This window comes from Bradyrhizobium sp. Ken64, from assembly GCF_055807555.1.
This window is the reverse complement of sequence record NZ_JBVVPA010000003.1, coordinates 79,816-97,157: the sequence shown is the minus strand read 5'-3', so window position 1 is coordinate 97,157 and position 17,342 is coordinate 79,816. Positions and strand designations below refer to the sequence as shown.

The following is a 17,342-nucleotide window of genomic DNA, read 5'->3' as shown; positions in this document are numbered from 1 at the left end:
AAGCTTTGCACGGCAGATTACGGGCCGGATCCTCTGCCGGTGACCCATGACGGATACGTTAGCTGCTAGCCTGCCGACCCCGCGACGATTGGGCGCCGACGCCTTTTTCGCAGGCGGCATCGTGGCCATGCTCACGATCCTGTTCCTGCCCATACCGCCGATCCTGATCGATCTCGGCCTCGCGTTCTCGATCGCGCTCTCGGCACTGATCCTGATGGTCGCACTGTGGATCCAGCGGCCGCTTGATTTCTCGGCCTTCCCGACCGTGCTCCTGATCGCGACGATCCTGCGGCTTGCGCTCAACGTCGCAACGACCCGTCTCATCCTGTCGCGCGGCGGGGAGGGGGAAAACGCCGCGGGCCATGTCGTTGCCGGTTTCTCGAAGTTCGTCATGGGCGGCGACTTCGTCATCGGCCTGATCATTTTCGCGATTCTGGTCACGGTGAATTTCGTCGTGATCACCAAGGGCGCAACGCGTATCGCCGAAGTCGGCGCCCGCTTCACCCTGGATGCGATCCCCGGCAAGCAGATGGCGATCGACGCAGATCTGTCCGCGGGCCTGATCGACGACAAGGAAGCCCAGCGCCGGCGCCGCGAGCTGGAAGAGGAGAGCGCGTTCTTCGGCGCCATGGACGGTGCCTCGAAATTCGTCCGCGGCGACGCCGTCGCCGGCCTGATCATCACCGCGATCAACATTTTCGGCGGTATCATCATCGGCGTGACGCATCACGGGTTGACGCTGGCACGCGCCGCCGACGTCTACACCAAGCTCTCCGTGGGCGACGGCCTGGTAACGCAGATGCCCGCGCTGATCGTGTCGCTGTCGGCGGGCCTGCTCGTCTCGAAGGGCGGCACCAGAGGTTCGGCCGAGCAGGCGGTGTTGCGACAGCTCGGCGGCTATCCGCGCGCGGTGTCGGCCGCCGCGCTGATGATGTTCGTGCTTGCCTTGATGCCGGGGCTGCCGACGGCGCCCTTCCTGCTGCTCGGCGGCGTCATGGCCTTCGTCGGATATTCGCTGCCGAGGCGCCAGGCGGCCCTGAAGCAGAAGGAAGATGCGCGCGAGGCCGACGAACGCGCCCAGGTCGATGCCAAGGAATCCGTCAAGGAATCGCTCAAGACCGCCGAGATCGAGCTGGCGCTCGGCGGCCACCTCTCGGTCCATCTGCTGGGCTCGCGCAACGAGCTGGCGCACCGCGTGGCCAAGATCCGCAAGAAGTTCGCCAAGCAGTACGGCTTCGTGGTTCCCGAGATCAAGCTCACCGACAATCTTTCGATCGATCCCAAGGGATACCAGATCCGGATCCACGACACCCGCGTCGCCCAGGGCGAGCTCAGGCTCGGCGAAGTGCTGGTGCTCGTCGACAAGGACGGCAAGCCCGACGTTCCCGGCGAAGAGGTGATCGAGCCGGCCTTCGGCATGAAGGCACTGTGGGTGACGGACGCGTTCACCGACGAGGTCAAGCGACAGGGCTGCAAGCCGGTTGATAATCTGTCGGTGCTGCTCACGCATCTGAGCGAAGTGATCAGGGCCAACCTCGCCCAGCTGCTGTCCTACAAGGACATGCGCGGCCTGCTCGACCGGCTCGATCCCGAATACAAGCGCCTGGTCGAGGATCTCTGCCCGTCGCAGATATCGTATTCGGGGCTGCTGGCGATCCTGAAGATCCTGCTGGCCGAGCGCGTGTCGATCCGCAACCTGCATCTGATCCTCGAAGCCATCGCCGAGATCGCGCCCCATGTGCGGCGCTCCGAGCAGGTGGCCGAGCATGTGCGTACGCGTCTTGCCCAGCAGATATGCGGCGATCTCTCCGACAACGGCGTGCTCAACGTCGTCCGTCTCGGCAACCGTTGGGACTTGGCGTTCCACCAGAGCCTGAAGCGCGACGCTAAGGGCGACGTCGTCGAATTCGACGCCGATCCGCGCCTGATCGAGCAGTTTGCGACCGAAGCCAGCGCCGCGATCCGCAAGTTCACCGAGAACGGCACCAGCGTGGTGCTGGCGGTGACCCCGGAAGCGCGTCCCTACGTCCGGATGATCCTGGAGCGGGTCTTTCCGACACTGCCGATCCTGTCGCATGTCGAAGTCGCGCGCAGCACCGAGATCAGGGCACTCGGAGCCATATCGTGATCAACGGCCTCACCGACAGCGTGCTGGTGACGTTCATCGTGTTCTGCCGCATCGGTGCCTGCCTGATGCTGGTGCCCGGCTATTCCAGCGTCAACGTTCCGGCCCAGGTCCGATTGTTCGTCGCGCTCGTCACGACGTTTGCGCTGACGCCGATCCTGATCGCCGTCCTGAAACCTCTCACGGACAACGCGGCGCCGCTGACGCTCGTGCTGCTGATCTGTTCCGAGCTCGTGGTCGGCAGCGTCATTGGGCTCGGCGGTCGCGTGTTCTTTCTCGCACTCCAGACCATGGCCACCGTGATGGCGAGTGCGATCGGGCTGAGCAACATTCCGGGGACGCCGGTCGGCGACACCGATCCGGCGCCGGCCCTGGTGCCGCTGATCATGACATCCGTCACCACGCTGTTCTTCATAACCGACCAGCACTGGCAGGTCCTGCGCGGGCTGATGAACTCCTACGATGTCTGGCATCCGGGCGACCGGCTCGGCGGCAGCATGCCGCTCGACCAGCTCGTCGGCAGGCTATCGGAGGCATTCGTGCTGACGCTGCGGATCGCTAGCCCTTTCATCGTCTATTCGGTCGTCGTCAACCTGGCGGTCGGCCTGATCAACAAGCTGACGCCGGCGATTCCGGTCTATTTTATCTCGGTGCCCTTCGTGCTGTTCGGCGGCTTCCTGCTGCTCTACCTCACGAGCGACGAGCTCCTGACGCAATTCATGCTCGGCGTCTCGTCCTGGTTGGCGGAGTGATCGGTCATGACATCACGCGCGGACAAGCTCGGCCGGATGGTCTCGCTCGTGAAGCTCCAGCTCCGGCTGTCAAAGTGGCAACTCGCGCATCTGCAGCAGCAGGAGCGCAGCTTGCAGGACGAACAGGAATGGCTGGTCGGAACTCTCAACGAGGGCAAGCCGCCGGCGGGATCATCGAGCGAGTCGATCGCGCGGCGCCTGACCAGAACCAGCGCCGGCGCTCGCGCGATCCAGGTCCAGGCCTCGCAGCAGCTCGACCAGGTTCGCGCGGAGAGCCGCCGCGTGAAGCAGTTCGAGCAGGTCGCGAAGGCGGCGCTCGCGGACAAGCTTCGCGACGCCGAGAAGCGATCGCTCGAGGAGATGACAGGAACAAGCCTCACCGTGCGCGAGTGGACGCCACGGCCAGCTAACCGGAACAAGACATGATCGTGACAGCGACACCCGACCTCGTTCTCGACGTACTCGACGCCGCCGATCCCGTGACGCAGCGCGCGGCCACGGCGAAGCTCGACGCGCTCAAATCATCGGACGCGGATTTCGCCGCCACGATGGACGCGGAGATCGGCAAGGCCAAGGCTGCGGCCGCCGCCGAACAATCCGTGACGAAGGTTTCGGAACCGCAGTCGGGTGCGGTGAACGGGGCGCCGGTGCAGGTGATCAAGGCGCCGGCCTCCGGCGAGGTGTACCGGAAGTTCGAAGCCTTCATCCTCCAGACCTTCGTCGAGACGATGCTGCCGAAGGAGTCGGAGGAGGTCTTTGGAAAAGGCACGGCCGGCGGGGTCTGGAAGTCGATGCTGGCCGAGCAGCTTGGTGCCCAGCTGGCAAAGGGCAAGGGCATTGGCATTGCCAAGCAGCTCGCTGCCGCGCATCCGGCGGGACCGGACGCTACGGGCAAGGCCGGATGACGATCCGGCAATGGATGACAGAAGTTGAAGGGTGAATTTCCTATGCAGGCACAAGAAGGCGCGGCGGCCCTGGTGATGGAACAGCCAGCCGTGGACACCGAGGCGATGACGACGGCGGCCGTGTCGGGGGATGCCCTGCTGCCCGTGCTGCTGCCGAATGTCGGCGGCGAGGTGGCGAACGACGGCGCGGACGCGGCGAGATCGGACGAGGTGCGCGGCCTGTTGGCTGCGATCCGCCGGCTCGCAAGCATCGTCGAGGAGGAGACGGCCGCGCTCGCGACGGGCAAGAAGATCGACTTCGATGAGTTCAGCGCCCGGAAGAGCCGGAGCATGCTGGAATTCGTCCGCCTGATGCGGGCACGAATGCATCTCGGCGGCGAGGTCGAGATCACCGAGGAGATCCAGCGGCTGCGCGAGAAGCTCGAGCGCAACCGTTCCATCCTCGAAATGCACTACGACGCGGTGCGCGAGGTCGCGACCATTATCGTCAAGGCCATCAAGGACGCCGAGTCGGACGGCACCTATACCGGTCGCGCCGCACAGGACGGAAAATGATCAGACTCGTGCTAGCCGGGCTCTGGGTATGCATCCTCACCGCGGGAACGAGCTATGCCGTAGCCTATTGGAAGGAAAATGGCAGCCTGCTGCCGGCAAAGGACGAATATCTCGAGGGGCTGCAGTACCAGAAGACGCGGGCGCTGAGCGTGCCCATGGTCGAGAGTGGCAATGTGCAGGGCTACATCGTCGCGCGCTTCGTCTATACCGTGGAGGCGCGGACCATGCACCAGCTCAACGTTCCGCCCGAGCCGTTCGTCGTCGATGAAGCCTTCCGCAGGATCTATGCCGACGACCGCCTCGATTTCAGAAAACTCGCCCGTTACGACCTCTCCATCCTCACGACGGCCATCAAGCAGCGTGTCAACGAACGAATGCAGGCCGAAGTCGTCCAGGACGTCCTTGTCGAGGACTTCAATTACGTGTCGAAGGAAGAATTCCAGCAGAAGCCCTAGGGCATTACCGGTTCTGATTGAATCAGAAGCGAGCCTCTAGAATCGGACGCCAGCCGCGGCGCCGGTACTGCCGCGCCTCTGTTCGCCGTTGATGTCGCTGAAACTACAACGGCCTCTGCGAAGGTGGTTCGCAGAGGCCGTTGTCCGTTGCGTGGCAGCGCCCTGCCGATCAGTTTCCGGCCGGATACGCTGCCGGAGCGGCATGCGCCCTGTTCAGCAGGATGCCGACCTCGTCTAGCTCCTGCATTGGCACGTCGATGGTTTCGCCGGCCGGGATGTCGAGGCGGTATCCGACGTAGCGCCGGGCCACGATCGCATCGAAGCCGAGGCGGTCGCGGAGTTTCTTGCGCAGCTTGCTGACGTGGCTCTCGATCACGCTCTCGTCGAATGTCGCTTCGAAGATGCCGTAGACCGCGTTGAAGATCTGCGTCTTTGTGACCCACTTGCCGTGGTTGCTGACCATATATTCGAGAATGCGCAGTTCGCGGCGGGGCAGGGTGAGAGCGTGGCCAGCGATCTCGGGGTCACGTCCGTTGAAGAAGACCTGGATCCTGGTCTCGCAAGGCCTCGGCAGTTCCCCGACCCGGCGGCGCGCAATCGCGGCCGTTCGGGCGAGGATCTCGCGGAGATGAATCGGCACGTGGACGACGTCATCGACGCCCGATTCGAACAGCTCCAGCGTGTTCTTGAGCATCTTCTGGCCGCTCATGGCGATAATGGGCGCCGAGGAGCGCTTGCGCATCGCGCGCGGCAGGCTTCCGCGGGTGTCGCAATCCCCGAGGAGGAAGGCGTCCACCGCGGCCAGATCCGATTCACTCGCAGATTGCAGCCAGTCCCAGAATTCTCCGGAGGAGAAGCCGATCGACGATACACCTTCGCGAACGAGCCCTCCGACATAGCTGTTCGTGACGCTCTCGCGATCATCAACGATAATATACATCAGTCTTTCGCCCCTGTTTCGCACTTGTTACGGCCGGTTCGTTGTTGTGATGCCCGGCTCGGCAACTGTGCTGTTTGACGATATTCCTTCCCGCGAACCGTTATTATGGTTTCGATATTCGCGGGCAGCCCTACGCATTCAGTGCCTGCGTCTCGCAGGCCTGCTACTTCGACTCGATACTGAACGCTTACTGCGTGAGGCTCGGCGGGTGTCTTGCGGATCACCTCGCGGAGCGGATTGAGAAAGCGACCTAGAACAGTTGCGCCAAGTTGCTCATGCGTCCGAACGCCACTGTACTGTGTCGATCTCCTCGCCAACTGGCGAGAATCACTTGAGTAGGACCGTAACAATTGCCGATTTCCGATCAAGCGTGCGCAACTAAGCGTTTGCTACACGTGCTTGATGCTGTTGATTCGTTTCGAGTTGTTTCTTGGTATATTCAATCGCATCAGTTGATTTGGAATTCGAACTAGTTTTGCACCATGGCGGTTCTAAAGTTCCGCATCCCCGTATGATTACTGCTATTTTGGGTGGTGCTGCGCTTCATGCACATCGAGGGATTTTCAACCCGGGATTGACTCCCATCATCGTCTTTCCACCTGCGACAATTCGACTCATGTATGGCGAGGCGACTCCAGCTTGGCGAAATCTTGGCGAGGGTGTGTCTTTCGAGTCGCACTCTCGCCACGTGCGTGACGCGTTTGACTCATGCGACGTCGCTTCGCGCGTGATGAAAAGTTTTCGATGCGCACGTTTCAGGCAAGCTTCGGCGAATAATGTCACCGTTCGACAGATCGAACCGAACGGAGCATTCTCGCATGTTGTCCGATGGACAAGCTCGTCCCAACGCGACCGCCGATGTTTCCGCGGCGGCGAAACCGGCTGCGGAGACGCGCGATGCCAGAGACAATGCGGCGCCGACGGCCAAGCCTTCTACAAATACCAAGCCTTTTGCAAATACCAAGCCCGCTACGAACACCAAACCTGCGTCGGCAGCAGCGAGTGATGAAACTCTGGCGAAAGAGGCGCTCGAGGGTCTGAAGCGTATTCGCGCCAAGGCGCGCCTCGACAAGATGGCAATCCACAAGCCTACGCCCACCGTGATCAAGCCGGCCGTGATCGTGGCCAAACCGCCGCCGCCGCGTCCGACATGGGTCGCGCCGCTCGCGACATTGGCCGTCGCTGCGATCCTGGTCGTCTGTGCCTGTACCGGCGTGATCGCCTATTTCGCCATGCAGCCCGCCCAGACCAACGTCGCGGCCAATACTGAGATCAGGAATCTGCGCGAGACGGTGGCGCAACTGCGCAGGCAGGTGTCGGGCGTGTCCGACAATCTCGACGGCCTGCGCACCGCGGTCGACCAATCGAGCAAGGCGACCAATGACCGTTTTGGCCGTTTTGGCGAGAATCTGGACCGCATCGAACGGGTGAGCTCGTCCTCTACGGTGAAGCTCGACAAGCTTGCCCAGGTGCAGGCTCAAGTGCAGGCCCAGGCTCCAGCGCCCGTCGCCTCACAGCCAATGCCAATGATGGCCTCGGCCGCTACGCCCGAGGTCACGGGATCGGTAACTCCGTCCGAGCGCATCTCGGCGCCGCGCAAGACGGTCAAGGGCTGGTCGGTCCGCCAGGCCTATGAAGGGATTGCGATCCTGCAAGGCCCGCACGGCGTCGTCGAGGCGGTGCTGGGACAGCACGTGCCCGGCCTTGGCCGCATCGAGGAGATCAAAAACGAGAACGGACGCCTGGTCGTCGAGTCCAGCGGGGGTGTCATCTATTCGTCACGCAAGGCGACGCCCTGATCGAGGGCCGCCTGCTATTTGCGGTGATGCTCGAAGCTGGTGCATAGCAGATCGACCTCCGCCTCCGCGATCGGCGCGCGAAACAGGCGGCAGCTGAACTCGGCCGTCGTCCTGCTGTCCGTGGTGCTGCGATCTTCGCGGAGGAAGATGCATCGCTTGCAGACGTCGGTATGGTGCCGCTGTTCGGCTGCGTCCGACTGATCCAGCACGTGGCGGAGCGCGTCGCGGAAGCTGACCTTCGCCTCGTCCTCGAGCACGCCGATGGCCTCGACAAGGACGTTGACGGGGTCGCGCACCAGGAACTTCTTGCCCTGTTGTGTCACGCTCAGCATCACCGACCGCTTGTCCTGGACCGAGCGCTTTCGCTCGAGATATCCGAGCCGCTCCAGCTCGCCGATGATGAACGAGGCGGTGCCACGCGTGGTGCCGACGTAACTTGCGAGCGCCGACGGGGTCCTGGAAAACCGGTTGGCGCGGGAAAGGAAACGCAGCGCCATCCACTCGCGGTCACGCAAGCCGTGCTTGGTGCCTTCGAACCACAGGATCCGGGCGACCTGTTCCAGCAGTTCGATCGATTCGCGAGCCAAGTTCATTTTAATTCCACGTCGGATAAATCTTGATTCAATTGAGGTTTTGGTAGCGCAATCCGGCGGCTGATACTGGAGATCCCGAGGCGGAACCCTCGGTCGTGGAACTAGAGCGTCACGAAGAAAGTTCGAGTAAATCGCCCGGCTCAACTCTTCTGAAAATTTCAGTCAAATGACCGCGGTGTACGCGCAAATTCCGATAGCGCGGGATGTGCGTGCAACATGATGTGTCATCGCGACCACCGCAGAGCCCATTTGTTGCGCGATCCGCTTTGGATTGCGCGAGCAGGCGGATGGGCAGCAACTCGTGGCAGCGGAAATGGGGACGAGGGAACCGCCGTTTTCAGTTAATGGATGTTGCGTTGCAATGCGGCCAGACGGTTAAATCGAAATAGGATCGAGCCCGGGAATGCCAGAGTGTCGTCCGTGATCGAGCAAGTGAGGCCGTTCAGCGTCAAGCGCGCAGCATTGGCCGCCACCGTCGGCAACATGCTCGAGTTCTACGACTTCATCACTTACAGCTTCTTCGCCATCCAGATCGGCCATACCTTCTTCCCGATGGGAAGCGAGTACGGCAGCCTGATGCTGTCGCTGGCGACCTTCGGCGCCGGCTTCGTGACGCGGCCGATCGGCGGAATCGTGCTCGGGATCTATTCCGACCGGATCGGCCGGCGGCCTGCCATGCTGCTGAGCTTCGCGCTCATGGGGCTATCGATCCTGACCATCGCGCTCACGCCGTCCTATCAATCGATCGGCCTTGCCGCGCCCGTCATCGTGATCGCGGCGCGTATGGCGCAAGGCTTTGCCCTTGGCGGCGAGGTTGGGCCGACCACCGCCTATCTGATTGAGATCGCCCCGCCCGAGCATCGCGCGCTGGTGGTGGCCTGGCAGCCGGCGAGCCAGGAGATCGCCGCGACCGCGGGCGCTCTCGTCGGCGTCATCCTGAGCAAGACGATGGCGCCGGAGATGCTCGACGCCTATGGCTGGCGCGTGGCGTTTCTGATCGGAGCGGTCTGCCTGCCGTTCGGGTTCTGGATGCGCCGGACGCTGCCCGAGACGATCCCGCAGGCCGAAGCCGGTGCCCGCACCGTCGAGCACACCAGTCATCTCTCACAGGCGAGACGACACCTTGGCATCATCGGACTTGCGCTGATGATCCTGGCAAGCGGCACGATCTCGACTTACGTCACCCAATACATGACGACCTATGCGCAGAACACGCTGCATGTGTCCTCGACACTGGCTTTCACCGTGTCGCTGGTCAGCAACGGCATTCAGTTTGTCGGCGCGCTGGTCGGGGGCTGGCTGGCAGATCGTCTCGGTCGCAAGCCGGTGATGATCTGGCCGCAGCTCGCCACGCTGCTGCTGACCTACCCGACCTTCCTGTGGATCGTCCATGCGCCCGGCGCGTTGTCGCTCCTGGTTGGTTTCGGTGTCCTGTCCGTCATCGGCTCGCTGCCGTTCACTGCGTTCTACGCGACCTTCACCGAGGCGCTGCCGCAGAACATCCGCGGCGGTGTGTTCGCGACCGTCTATGCGGTCGCGATCGCCAGCTTCGGCGGGACGGCGCAGCTCGTGGTCACCTGGCTCCTCCACGTCACCGGCAATCCGCTGGCGCCGGCCTGGTACCTGCTGCTTGCGGCGATCGTCGGACTTGTCGCGATGAGCCTGATGCCCGAGACCGCGCCGGTGAAACAGCGTCGGAACAAGATCTGAAAACAAGGCCTGAAAGCGGCGGCTCGCAAGCTGGTGATTTGCGTTTGGCCGCCAACTATCGGCGAATGCGTCGCCCGAAGGATCAGGGGCACGCATCAGGAAGGATCGACCGATGAGTATCGAAACCACCATGACATCCGACGTAGTCGGGCTGACCAAGGTCGCCCCGGTCTCGCGCCGCGGATTCATGAGCGCCACCGCGGCGGTGGCTGCCGGCTACACGCTTGCGGCCGGGCCTGTGCGCGCCGAGGCGATCACGACTGACGTCAATGGTCTCCAGACCGGTGACGTCAAGATCAAGGTCGGTTCCGAGGAGATGCCAGCGTATTTCGCCCGCCCTGCCGGCAACACCAAGGCGCCGGTGATCATCGTGGCGATGGAGATCTTCGGCCTGCACGAATACATCAAGGACGTAACGCGGCGCCTCGCCAAGCTCGGCGCCTTCGCAGTCGCGCCGGACTATTATTTCCGCAAGGGCGTCGATTTGACCAAGGTCAGCGAGATCAAGGACCTGCTGCCGATCGTCAATGCCAAACCCGACGCCGAACTGTTGTCCGACCTCGACGCAACCGTGGCGTGGGCGGGATCGCAAGGCGGCGACACCGGCAAGCTCGGCATCATCGGCTTCTGCCGTGGCGGGCGCACCGTCTGGGAATATGCCGCTCATAGCGGCAGCCTCAAGGCTGGTGTTGCGTTCTACGGCACAGTGGTCGATCCCGCCAATCCGCTGTGGCCGAAGAGCCCGATGCAGCTCGCGCCCGAGATGAAGGCACCGGTGCTCGGTCTCTATGGCGGCGCCGATACCGGCATTCCCGTCACTCAGGTCGAGCAGATGAAAGCCGCGCTCGAGCAGAACAAGAAGACGGCCGAGTTCAAGATCTATCCGGAAGCGCCGCACGGCTTCCATGCCGACTACCGCGGCAGCTACCGCAAGGACGCCGCAGAAGATGCCTGGAAGCAGGCCCAGGCCTGGTTCAAGAAGTACGGCGTGCTGAGCTGACGCTTGATCATGATCCTCCTTCCCCCGCTTGCCACAACGCATCGAGGGCGTGACGGTAGGTCGGATAAGCAAGCGTGACGCCGAGCTCGCGCCTCAGTTTCGCGTTGGAAACACGAGCGCTGCTGGCATAGAAGCTGCGGGCCATCGCCGACATCTCGGCGGTCTCGAACGCCTCTTCGGGCGGCGGCGCTACATTCATCAGATGCGCCGCGTAAGCGATCACGTCTTGCGGCGGTGCGGGCTCGTCGTCGCAGACGTTCCAGATGCCGCCGCTCGGGTGACGAACCGCGGCCATGATCGCGTTCGCGATGTCGTCGACATGGATGCGGTTGAACACCTGTCCCGGCTTGATGATGCGCCGGGCCGTTCCAGCGCGCAGCGTCACCAGCGCGTTACGGCCGGGGCCATAGATACCCGCAAGCCGCAGGATCACGGCGTCGCCACCGGTCGTGTCGGTCCAGGCCTGTTCCGCCGCGACCCGCATGCGCGTGCGGTCGAGGTCCGCCTTCGGCGGCGTGCTCTCGTCGACCCATCCACCGGCGTGGTCACCATACACGCCGATCGTGGACAAATAGACGATCTTGCGGTTTCCGCCCGCCGCCAGCAGGCCGGAGAAGGCCGTGATTGCGGGATCGCCGCTGCCGCCGGGCGGGATCGATATGAGAAGGACATCCGAATCTCTCATGCGTTCGACTGTCTCGCGTGCCGGACTGCCGTCGGAGAAGGCGTGCACCTCGATGCCGGCGAGGTCGCCCCGCTGCGCGGGATCGCGCACCGTGCCGGCGATATGCGAGAAGCGGCCACCGAACAGGCGGACGAAGTGCCGGGCACTGTAGCCGAGACCAAGGATAAAGAGCCGCATACGTCTTCCTTGCAGGTCGGAGTTCCCGTTCGCGCCGCAGCGCGTTCTCCGCTCATAAGAGATTTTTGGGTCCAGCAAAAGATATTGCGATTTGTCCCGCCCGGCGGTGCAGGCGATGGTCGCTCGTCAGGAGGGACGCAACGATCATGCAGGCAGAAGCGCCAGCCATAATGCTATCTGACGCCGCTGAGCTGGTCTGCCGCGCCGCCGCGCTGATCTTCGACGTCGACGGCACCTTGGCCGAGACCGAAGAGCTGCATCGGCAGGCCTTCAACCATGCCTTCGCCCGCCACGGTCTCGACTGGCAGTGGGACCGGGCGGTCTACAAGGAGCTGCTGCGGGTCACGGGCGGCAAGGAACGGATCCGCGCCCACCATAAAAGGTTGCTGATCGCGGCGCCACTGCCGGACGAGGACATTGCCGCGCTCCATCGCATCAAGACTACGCATTATGCCGAACTGGTCGAGACCGGCTGTTGCCCCTTACGGCCCGGGGTGAGGGATCTGCTCGCTGCTGCCAAGGCGCGCGGCCAGCGGCTCGCGATCGCGACGACCACGTCGCACGCCAACATCGATGCGCTGCTGTCGCGGGCCCTGGGAAAGCGCTGGGCCGCGGATTTTGATGCGATCGTCGCCGGGGATGACGTGCGGCATAAAAAGCCCGCGCCGGATGTCTATGTCGAGATCCTGGCGCGGCTGAAGCTTAACGCGTCCGACTGCGTCGCGATCGAGGATTCCGCCAACGGCCTGATCGCAGCGTCGCGGGCGAACATTCCCGTGCTCATCACCAGAAGCATGTTCTTCCGGGATGATGATTTTAGCCAGGCGCGGGTCGTGCTGGATGATCTGTCCGGGCTTGGGTGAGGCGCCAAAACAAAAAACTGAAAAACAACCCCATGCACAGTAGAATGTGCCTGCGGGCCGGGCGCCCTCAATGGACGCGGTGGCTCGCTCTATCGTCCTCAGCTTGCTCGACAATCTGCGCGATCGGGCTGGACTGGTGGTGCACCAGGCGCCAGTCGTCGCCGACGCGCCGAAAATGGTTGGCCGCGGCCAATGCCGTGCCGTCGACGATCTCGATGCAGAGCACGCGCGCGCTGTCGCCATCGACGATGGCCTGCGGTTCCGCGCAGACGATCTGCGGCCGTTCCGGACTCTGCAGGATGTCGCGCCAGCTTCCGATCACCGTGGCGCGGCCGACGATGGCCGGCCAGCCGGGATGAATGCAGGAAATGGCGTCATCGTCCGCCCACATCCGCTCCATTTCGTCGAAATCGCCGGTCGAAAAGGCGGCGTAGAACGCTGCGTTCGCGGCGATCACCTTGCTGTCCTTTGCCATGCCTCTCGGGTGGGGCAACGACAGGCAAAAATCAAGCAAGACTTCCGTCGACTTTCTATTCGATCTGGACCGCAATGCAGCATTGCTGCCCGTTTTGTGGTCACGCCGAGACCAGAGTCTCCACCGCACGCCGCGCGCCATCCTTGTAGAGTCGGCGGAGCGCCGCGGTCACGGCCTCGCGCAGGCGCGGTTCCGCGCCTAGCGGCCCGAACACTTTTCCGACGCCGAGCAGTGCGGGCGCCAATCGTTCGGCGACGGGACCTGCCTCGCGGGCCAAGCCAGCGAACTCGGCGGCGAGCGGATCGCGCACGTCGATGGTGCGGCCCTTCTCGTCGATGCCGGTGACGTAGCGCATCCAGCCGGCCACCGCGAGCGCATGCGTCGCGATCGGCAGGTTGCTGGCGAGACGATCCTGGATCGCGCCGAGCAGGCGCTGCGGCAGCTTTTGCGAGCCGTCCATCGCGATCTGCCAGGTGCGGTGATGCAGTGCCGGATTGGCGAAGCGCTTGAGCAGCGAGGCGCGATAGGCGGCCAGATCTGCGCCGGCGGGCATCGTCAGCGTCACCGCGGCCTCTTCCATCACCTGCGCGGCGAGGCGCGCGAAATGCGGATCCTGCATGGTGTCGGCGATGGTCTCGTAGCCGGCGAGATAGCCGAGATAGGCCAGCGCCGAATGGCTGGCGTTGAGCAGCCGCAGCTTCATCAGCTCGAACGGCTTGACGTCGGTGACGAGCTCGACTCCGGCAGCGGCAAGATCGGGCCGGCCTGCCGTGAAACGGTCCTCGACCACCCATTGCGTGAACGGCTCGGTCATGACGGGCCATGCGTCGCGCAAACCGAGCGCCGATGAAACCGCAGCGCGGTCTCCATCCGTCGTCTCCGGCACGATGCGGTCGACCATGGTCGAGGGGAAGGCCGCCGTATCCGCGATCCACTTGCCGAGATCCTTCGAGCGCAGCGCCGCGAATTGCGTCACGATCCGCTGCACGGTATGGCCGTTGGCGGCGAGGTTGTCGCAGCTCAGCACGGTGAAGGGCGGGACGCCCAGGGCCCGTCGGCGCGCCAGCGCGGCAACGATGAAGCCGGGAGCCGAGCGCGGCGCGTCGAAATTGTTGAGGTCGTGCACGACATCAGGATGCCGTTCGTCGAGATCGCCGGTCTGCGGCGTGTGGCAATAGCCTTTCTCGGTGACGGTGAGGGAGACGATGCGAATGGCGGGATCGGCCATTCGCTCGACCAATCGTGCCGGGCTTTCGCGCGCGACCACGCTGTCGAGCAGCGCACCGATGATGCGGTGTTCGGTGCCTTCGGCCGCACGGACGGCAACCGTATAGAGATGATCCTGCGGGGCGAGGGCGTCGCGTGTGTCAGGGCTGCGCAAGCTGGCGCCGACGATGCCCCACGACGTGGCGCCGGCGGCAAGGCAATCGTCGATGACGACGGCCTGGTGGGCGCGATGAAACGCGCCAAGGCCCAGATGCACGATGCCGGACGTGACGCGCGAACGGTCGTAGGCCGGGCGGCGGATGCCGGGTGGCAGCCGGTCGAGATTGGCGCGGCCAAGACGCTTCGAACCAGGGCGCATGGTCGTCTCTCCCCTTGTTTGGCCGCTGCTTGACATGGCGCCTGTCCTCGGTCAATGCTGCGGTCAATTGGTAAGACCAATTTTCCAAAATTGGCGGGCCGCGGGCAGCGAGAGCTGCCGGCATGACCCTTTCGGGAGGACCAGCGTGCCGCTGGAAGCTGTGGAGGCGAGACGGCTTTATCGCCAGGTCGCCGATCAATTACGAAACCTGATCGACAGCGGCGAGTACGCGGTCGGCAGCCGCTTGCCGACCGAACGCGAACTCGCCGAGCAGCTCAAGATTTCCAGGCCGACGGTGCGCGAAGCCCTGATCGCGCTCGAAGTCGAGGGCCGCCTTCGCATCCGCGTCGGTTCCGGCATCTATGTGATCGAGCCCGCGGCGGTTGCGGCGACCGCGCCTGCTTCTGTCATCGAGGGCCCGTTCGAGCTGCTGCGCGCCCGCGAGTTCCTTGAAAGTGCCATCGCCGAGGAAGCCGCGCGCGTGGCGACGAAGGACGACGTTGCCCGCATCGATGCGTCCCTTGTCGCGATGGAGAATGTAGAGCACCCCGGCGAAGCCTCGATGGTCCACGACCGCGCCTTCCACGTCGCGATCGCCGGAAGCCTCGGCAATGCCGTTCTGGTGCGCGTGGTCGGCGAGTTGTTCGACCAGCGCCTCAACCCCTATTTCGCGCAGCTTGCGCATTATTTCGAGAGCCCGGGCACGTGGCGCACTGCGCTTGACGAGCATCGCGCGGTGCGCGACGCGATCGCGGCGCATGATCCCGAGGCCGCGCGCGATGCGATGCGCGATCATCTCGCGAGATCCCAGGAGCGCTTTGCGCAGAATTTTGGCGCCGAGACCGCGGCAGGATCGTCTTCGGCGCGCGGCCGATCGGCAGGCTCGCCGGTAACGCCGGCAAAACCGGAGCGAGCGCTGAAGACGCGGGCCAAAAGCGGCAGCGCGCGGCGGCGATGAGATTGGGCGGCCTGCGTCCACTTCAGGCGGGCGAACAAGAAGTAGACTTGAAAAATGGAGGAAAAGTCAGTGTTGAAAAAGATGACAATGGTGCTGGCGGTCTCGGCAGCGGCGATGATTGCTACGACTGGCGCCGGCATGGCACAGACCAAGCTGAAATGGGCTCATGTTTACGAGACCTCGGAGCCCTTCCACACCGCGTCGGTCTGGGCCGCGCAGGAGATCGGCAAGCGCACCAACGGGCGCTATGCGATCGACGTCTATCCGGCGTCGCAGCTCGGCAAGGAGGCCGACATCAACCAGGGCCTTTCGCTCGGCTCGGTCGACATCATCATCTCCGGCTCGAGCTTCGCGGCCAAGAGCTTTCCGCCGATCGGCGTGACCTACTATCCCTACACCTTCCGCGATGCCGATCATCTGCTCGCCTACACCAAGAGCGACATCTTCAAGGAGCTCACCAAGGGTTATGAGGACAAGAGCGGCCACCACATCGTCGCGGTGACCTATTACGGGGTGCGCCAGACTTCGTCGAACAAGCCGATCAAGACCTGTGCCGACCTCAAGGGCCTGAAGATGCGCGTGCCCGACGTTCCCGCCTATCTGGCGATGCCGCGCGCCTGCGGCGCCAACACCGCGCCGATCGCGTTCGCCGAAGTCTATCTCGCCCTCCAGAACGGCACCGTCGAGGCGCAGGAGAATCCGCTGACCACGATCGAGGCCAAGAAGTTCTACGAGGTGCAGAAGCACATCGTGCTGACCGGCCACATCGTCGACCACCTCAACACGGTGGTGGCCGGTGCGCTCTGGAAGAAGCTCAGCGACGAGGACAAGAAGATCTTCACCGACGTAGCGCAGGAAGCCGCTGCCAAGGCGACTGCGGAGATCAAGCAGAACGAATCCAAGCTGGTCGCCTTCTTCAAGGAGAAGGGCCTGACCGTGACCGAGGTCGACAAGAACGAGTTCCGCGACACCGTGCTGAAGAACGTCGCGTTCGAGACGTTTGGCTATCGCAAGGCCGATTGGGAACGCATTCAGGCGGTGAAGTGACGACGTAGTCGTCATCCCGGGGCGGTCCGCAGGACCGAACTACGGTGCGCAATTGCGCACCTGAGAATCTCGAGGTTCCGGGTCTGGTGCTAGCGCACCATCCCGGAACGACGTGATCAGTTTGAGGGAGCACACCCATGTCCACCGCCGAAACGCACCGGCAGATCACAGCGGACGAGATCGCCCACACCTTTGAGGAGGAGGCGACACCCAAGGTCGATCTCGGTATCTACGCTTTCGAGGACTGGGTGGCGCTGGCGATCTTCTGGGTGATGGCGCTCGCCGTCTTCCTCCAGTTCTTCACCCGCTACGTGCTCAACGACAGCTACGCCTGGACCGAGGAGATCGCGACCTACTGCCTGATCGGCGTGGTCTTCATCGGCTCCTCGATGTGCGTGCGGCTGTCCCGGCACATCCAGGTCGACCTGCTCTATCGCTATCTGCCGCACCTCGTGGCCCGCGCGTTGTCGACGGTGATCGACCTGATCCGGATCGTCTTCTTCGGCTACGCCATCAAGCTGGTCTGGGTCTACATCCAGATCATCGGCGACGAATCCATGACCACGATCAATCTTCCCAAGGACTACGTCTACTATTCGGTGCTGCTCGGCTTCGTGCTGATGTTCGTCCGCTCGGTGCAGGTGGCCATACAGCATTTGCGACAGGGCTATTCGATCCTCGAACGTCCCGGCGCCTACGACGGTTTTGAAGGGTAATT

The 17,342-nt window shown here is 63.5% G+C and carries 18 protein-coding genes; 13 read left to right on the top strand and 5 right to left on the bottom strand.

The window, feature by feature from the left end; genetic code table 11:
* Positions 1 to 46 precede the first annotated feature (46 nt).
* From flhA to AC0L2F_RS06275, 6 genes are read left to right on the top strand one after another with little or no spacing between them, the layout of a single operon-like run.
* Positions 47 to 2,128 carry a flagellar biosynthesis protein FlhA gene (gene flhA, locus AC0L2F_RS06300; RefSeq protein WP_473247861.1) on the top strand — a complete coding sequence of 694 codons (2,082 nt, stop codon included), beginning with the start codon at positions 47 to 49 and terminating at the stop codon, positions 2,126 to 2,128.
* A complete protein-coding gene (fliR, locus tag AC0L2F_RS06295) occupies positions 2,125 to 2,877 on the top strand; it encodes a flagellar biosynthesis protein FliR (protein WP_007613920.1) in 753 nt (250 codons plus the stop codon). The genes flhA and fliR overlap by 4 nt, the downstream gene beginning before the upstream one ends.
* Positions 2,878 to 2,883: 6 nt before the next feature.
* A complete protein-coding gene (locus tag AC0L2F_RS06290) occupies positions 2,884 to 3,303 on the top strand; it encodes a hypothetical protein (RefSeq protein WP_035974374.1) in 420 nt (139 codons plus the stop codon).
* The gene (locus AC0L2F_RS06285) at positions 3,300 to 3,782 is read left to right on the top strand and encodes a rod-binding protein (protein ID WP_473247860.1); all 483 of its coding nucleotides are present in this window, start codon (positions 3,300 to 3,302) and stop codon (positions 3,780 to 3,782) included. Before AC0L2F_RS06290 ends, AC0L2F_RS06285 begins: the two co-directional genes overlap by 4 nt.
* Positions 3,783 to 3,824: 42 nt before the next feature.
* A complete protein-coding gene (locus AC0L2F_RS06280) occupies positions 3,825 to 4,337 on the top strand; it encodes a flagellar biosynthesis protein FlgN (RefSeq protein ID WP_473247859.1) in 513 nt (170 codons plus the stop codon).
* A complete protein-coding gene (locus tag AC0L2F_RS06275; protein ID WP_007613914.1) occupies positions 4,334 to 4,792 on the top strand; it encodes a hypothetical protein in 459 nt (152 codons plus the stop codon). The genes AC0L2F_RS06280 and AC0L2F_RS06275 overlap by 4 nt, the downstream gene beginning before the upstream one ends.
* A gap of 169 nt (positions 4,793 to 4,961) precedes the next feature.
* Here AC0L2F_RS06275 and AC0L2F_RS06270 read toward each other — a convergent pair whose 3' ends face one another.
* Positions 4,962 to 5,732: a response regulator transcription factor gene (locus AC0L2F_RS06270; protein ID WP_063995073.1), complete on the bottom strand. Its 771-nt coding sequence runs from the start codon at positions 5,730 to 5,732 to the stop codon at positions 4,962 to 4,964.
* 818 nt (positions 5,733 to 6,550) lie between these two features.
* Here AC0L2F_RS06270 and AC0L2F_RS06265 point away from each other — a divergent pair.
* Complete coding sequence (locus AC0L2F_RS06265; RefSeq protein WP_473247858.1) at positions 6,551 to 7,531, top strand: hypothetical protein; 981 nt, start codon at positions 6,551 to 6,553, stop codon at positions 7,529 to 7,531.
* A gap of 14 nt (positions 7,532 to 7,545) precedes the next feature.
* On the opposite strand, the gene AC0L2F_RS06260 is transcribed toward AC0L2F_RS06265, so the two are convergent.
* Entirely contained in the window at positions 7,546 to 8,124 is a 579-nt protein-coding gene (locus AC0L2F_RS06260; RefSeq protein ID WP_007613911.1) for a MarR family winged helix-turn-helix transcriptional regulator, read from the bottom strand.
* Positions 8,125 to 8,544: 420 nt separating this feature from the next.
* On the opposite strand from AC0L2F_RS06260, the gene AC0L2F_RS06255 reads away from it, so the two are divergent.
* On the top strand, positions 8,545 to 9,834 hold the full coding sequence (locus tag AC0L2F_RS06255) for an MFS transporter (RefSeq protein ID WP_473248060.1): 1,290 nt from the start codon (positions 8,545 to 8,547) through the stop codon (positions 9,832 to 9,834).
* 112 nt (positions 9,835 to 9,946) lie between these two features.
* Entirely contained in the window at positions 9,947 to 10,834 is an 888-nt protein-coding gene (locus AC0L2F_RS06250) for a dienelactone hydrolase family protein (protein ID WP_007613906.1), read from the top strand.
* 7 nt (positions 10,835 to 10,841) lie between these two features.
* Here AC0L2F_RS06250 and AC0L2F_RS06245 read toward each other — a convergent pair whose 3' ends face one another.
* The gene (locus AC0L2F_RS06245; protein ID WP_473247857.1) at positions 10,842 to 11,696 is read right to left on the bottom strand and encodes an SDR family oxidoreductase; all 855 of its coding nucleotides are present in this window, start codon (positions 11,694 to 11,696) and stop codon (positions 10,842 to 10,844) included.
* Between the two features lie 146 nt (positions 11,697 to 11,842).
* Between AC0L2F_RS06245 and AC0L2F_RS06240 the strand changes: the two genes are divergently transcribed.
* On the top strand, positions 11,843 to 12,559 hold the full coding sequence (locus tag AC0L2F_RS06240; protein WP_473247856.1) for an HAD family hydrolase: 717 nt from the start codon (positions 11,843 to 11,845) through the stop codon (positions 12,557 to 12,559).
* A 67-nt stretch (positions 12,560 to 12,626) separates the two neighbouring features.
* Here the strand turns inward: AC0L2F_RS06240 and AC0L2F_RS06235 are convergent, their stop codons facing one another.
* Both AC0L2F_RS06235 and AC0L2F_RS06230 read right to left on the bottom strand, forming a co-directional pair.
* Positions 12,627 to 13,034: a nuclear transport factor 2 family protein gene (locus tag AC0L2F_RS06235; RefSeq protein WP_063995078.1), complete on the bottom strand. Its 408-nt coding sequence runs from the start codon at positions 13,032 to 13,034 to the stop codon at positions 12,627 to 12,629.
* A gap of 100 nt (positions 13,035 to 13,134) precedes the next feature.
* Entirely contained in the window at positions 13,135 to 14,619 is a 1,485-nt protein-coding gene (locus AC0L2F_RS06230; RefSeq protein ID WP_473247855.1) for a mannitol dehydrogenase family protein, read from the bottom strand.
* A gap of 145 nt (positions 14,620 to 14,764) precedes the next feature.
* On the opposite strand from AC0L2F_RS06230, the gene AC0L2F_RS06225 reads away from it, so the two are divergent.
* The 3 genes from AC0L2F_RS06225 (at position 14,765) to AC0L2F_RS06215 (ending at position 17,340) form a co-directional block, all read left to right on the top strand.
* Positions 14,765 to 15,577, top strand: a complete 813-nt coding sequence (locus AC0L2F_RS06225; protein WP_473247854.1) for a FadR/GntR family transcriptional regulator — start codon at positions 14,765 to 14,767, stop codon at positions 15,575 to 15,577.
* An 87-nt stretch (positions 15,578 to 15,664) separates the two neighbouring features.
* Positions 15,665 to 16,624 carry a sialic acid TRAP transporter substrate-binding protein SiaP gene (locus AC0L2F_RS06220; protein ID WP_035975212.1) on the top strand — a complete coding sequence of 320 codons (960 nt, stop codon included), beginning with the start codon at positions 15,665 to 15,667 and terminating at the stop codon, positions 16,622 to 16,624.
* Positions 16,625 to 16,761: 137 nt separating this feature from the next.
* Positions 16,762 to 17,340 carry a TRAP transporter small permease gene (locus AC0L2F_RS06215; protein WP_473247853.1) on the top strand — a complete coding sequence of 193 codons (579 nt, stop codon included), beginning with the start codon at positions 16,762 to 16,764 and terminating at the stop codon, positions 17,338 to 17,340.
* Positions 17,341 to 17,342: the final 2 nt, after the last annotated feature.

What these genes read in the sequence shown, in the direction of transcription:
- AC0L2F_RS06265 (WP_473247858.1), top strand. Translation starts at nt 6,551, where the DNA reads ATGTTGTCCGATGGACAAGCTCGTCCCAACGCGACCGCCGATGTTTCC.
- AC0L2F_RS06250 (WP_007613906.1), top strand. Translation starts at nt 9,947, where the DNA reads ATGAGTATCGAAACCACCATGACATCCGACGTAGTCGGGCTGACCAAG.
- AC0L2F_RS06280 (WP_473247859.1), top strand. Translation starts at nt 3,825, where the DNA reads ATGCAGGCACAAGAAGGCGCGGCGGCCCTGGTGATGGAACAGCCAGCC.
- AC0L2F_RS06285 (WP_473247860.1), top strand. Translation starts at nt 3,300, where the DNA reads ATGATCGTGACAGCGACACCCGACCTCGTTCTCGACGTACTCGACGCC.
- AC0L2F_RS06245 (WP_473247857.1), bottom strand. Translation starts at nt 11,696, where the DNA reads ATGCGGCTCTTTATCCTTGGTCTCGGCTACAGTGCCCGGCACTTCGTC.
- AC0L2F_RS06215 (WP_473247853.1), top strand. Translation starts at nt 16,762, where the DNA reads ATGTCCACCGCCGAAACGCACCGGCAGATCACAGCGGACGAGATCGCC.
- AC0L2F_RS06235 (WP_063995078.1), bottom strand. Translation starts at nt 13,034, where the DNA reads ATGGCAAAGGACAGCAAGGTGATCGCCGCGAACGCAGCGTTCTACGCC.
- AC0L2F_RS06220 (WP_035975212.1), top strand. Translation starts at nt 15,665, where the DNA reads ATGGTGCTGGCGGTCTCGGCAGCGGCGATGATTGCTACGACTGGCGCC.
- AC0L2F_RS06270 (WP_063995073.1), bottom strand. Translation starts at nt 5,732, where the DNA reads ATGTATATTATCGTTGATGATCGCGAGAGCGTCACGAACAGCTATGTC.
- AC0L2F_RS06260 (WP_007613911.1), bottom strand. Translation starts at nt 8,124, where the DNA reads ATGAACTTGGCTCGCGAATCGATCGAACTGCTGGAACAGGTCGCCCGG.
- flhA (WP_473247861.1), top strand. Translation starts at nt 47, where the DNA reads ATGACGGATACGTTAGCTGCTAGCCTGCCGACCCCGCGACGATTGGGC.
- AC0L2F_RS06230 (WP_473247855.1), bottom strand. Translation starts at nt 14,619, where the DNA reads ATGCGCCCTGGTTCGAAGCGTCTTGGCCGCGCCAATCTCGACCGGCTG.
- AC0L2F_RS06290 (WP_035974374.1), top strand. Translation starts at nt 2,884, where the DNA reads ATGACATCACGCGCGGACAAGCTCGGCCGGATGGTCTCGCTCGTGAAG.
- AC0L2F_RS06240 (WP_473247856.1), top strand. Translation starts at nt 11,843, where the DNA reads ATGCAGGCAGAAGCGCCAGCCATAATGCTATCTGACGCCGCTGAGCTG.
- AC0L2F_RS06275 (WP_007613914.1), top strand. Translation starts at nt 4,334, where the DNA reads ATGATCAGACTCGTGCTAGCCGGGCTCTGGGTATGCATCCTCACCGCG.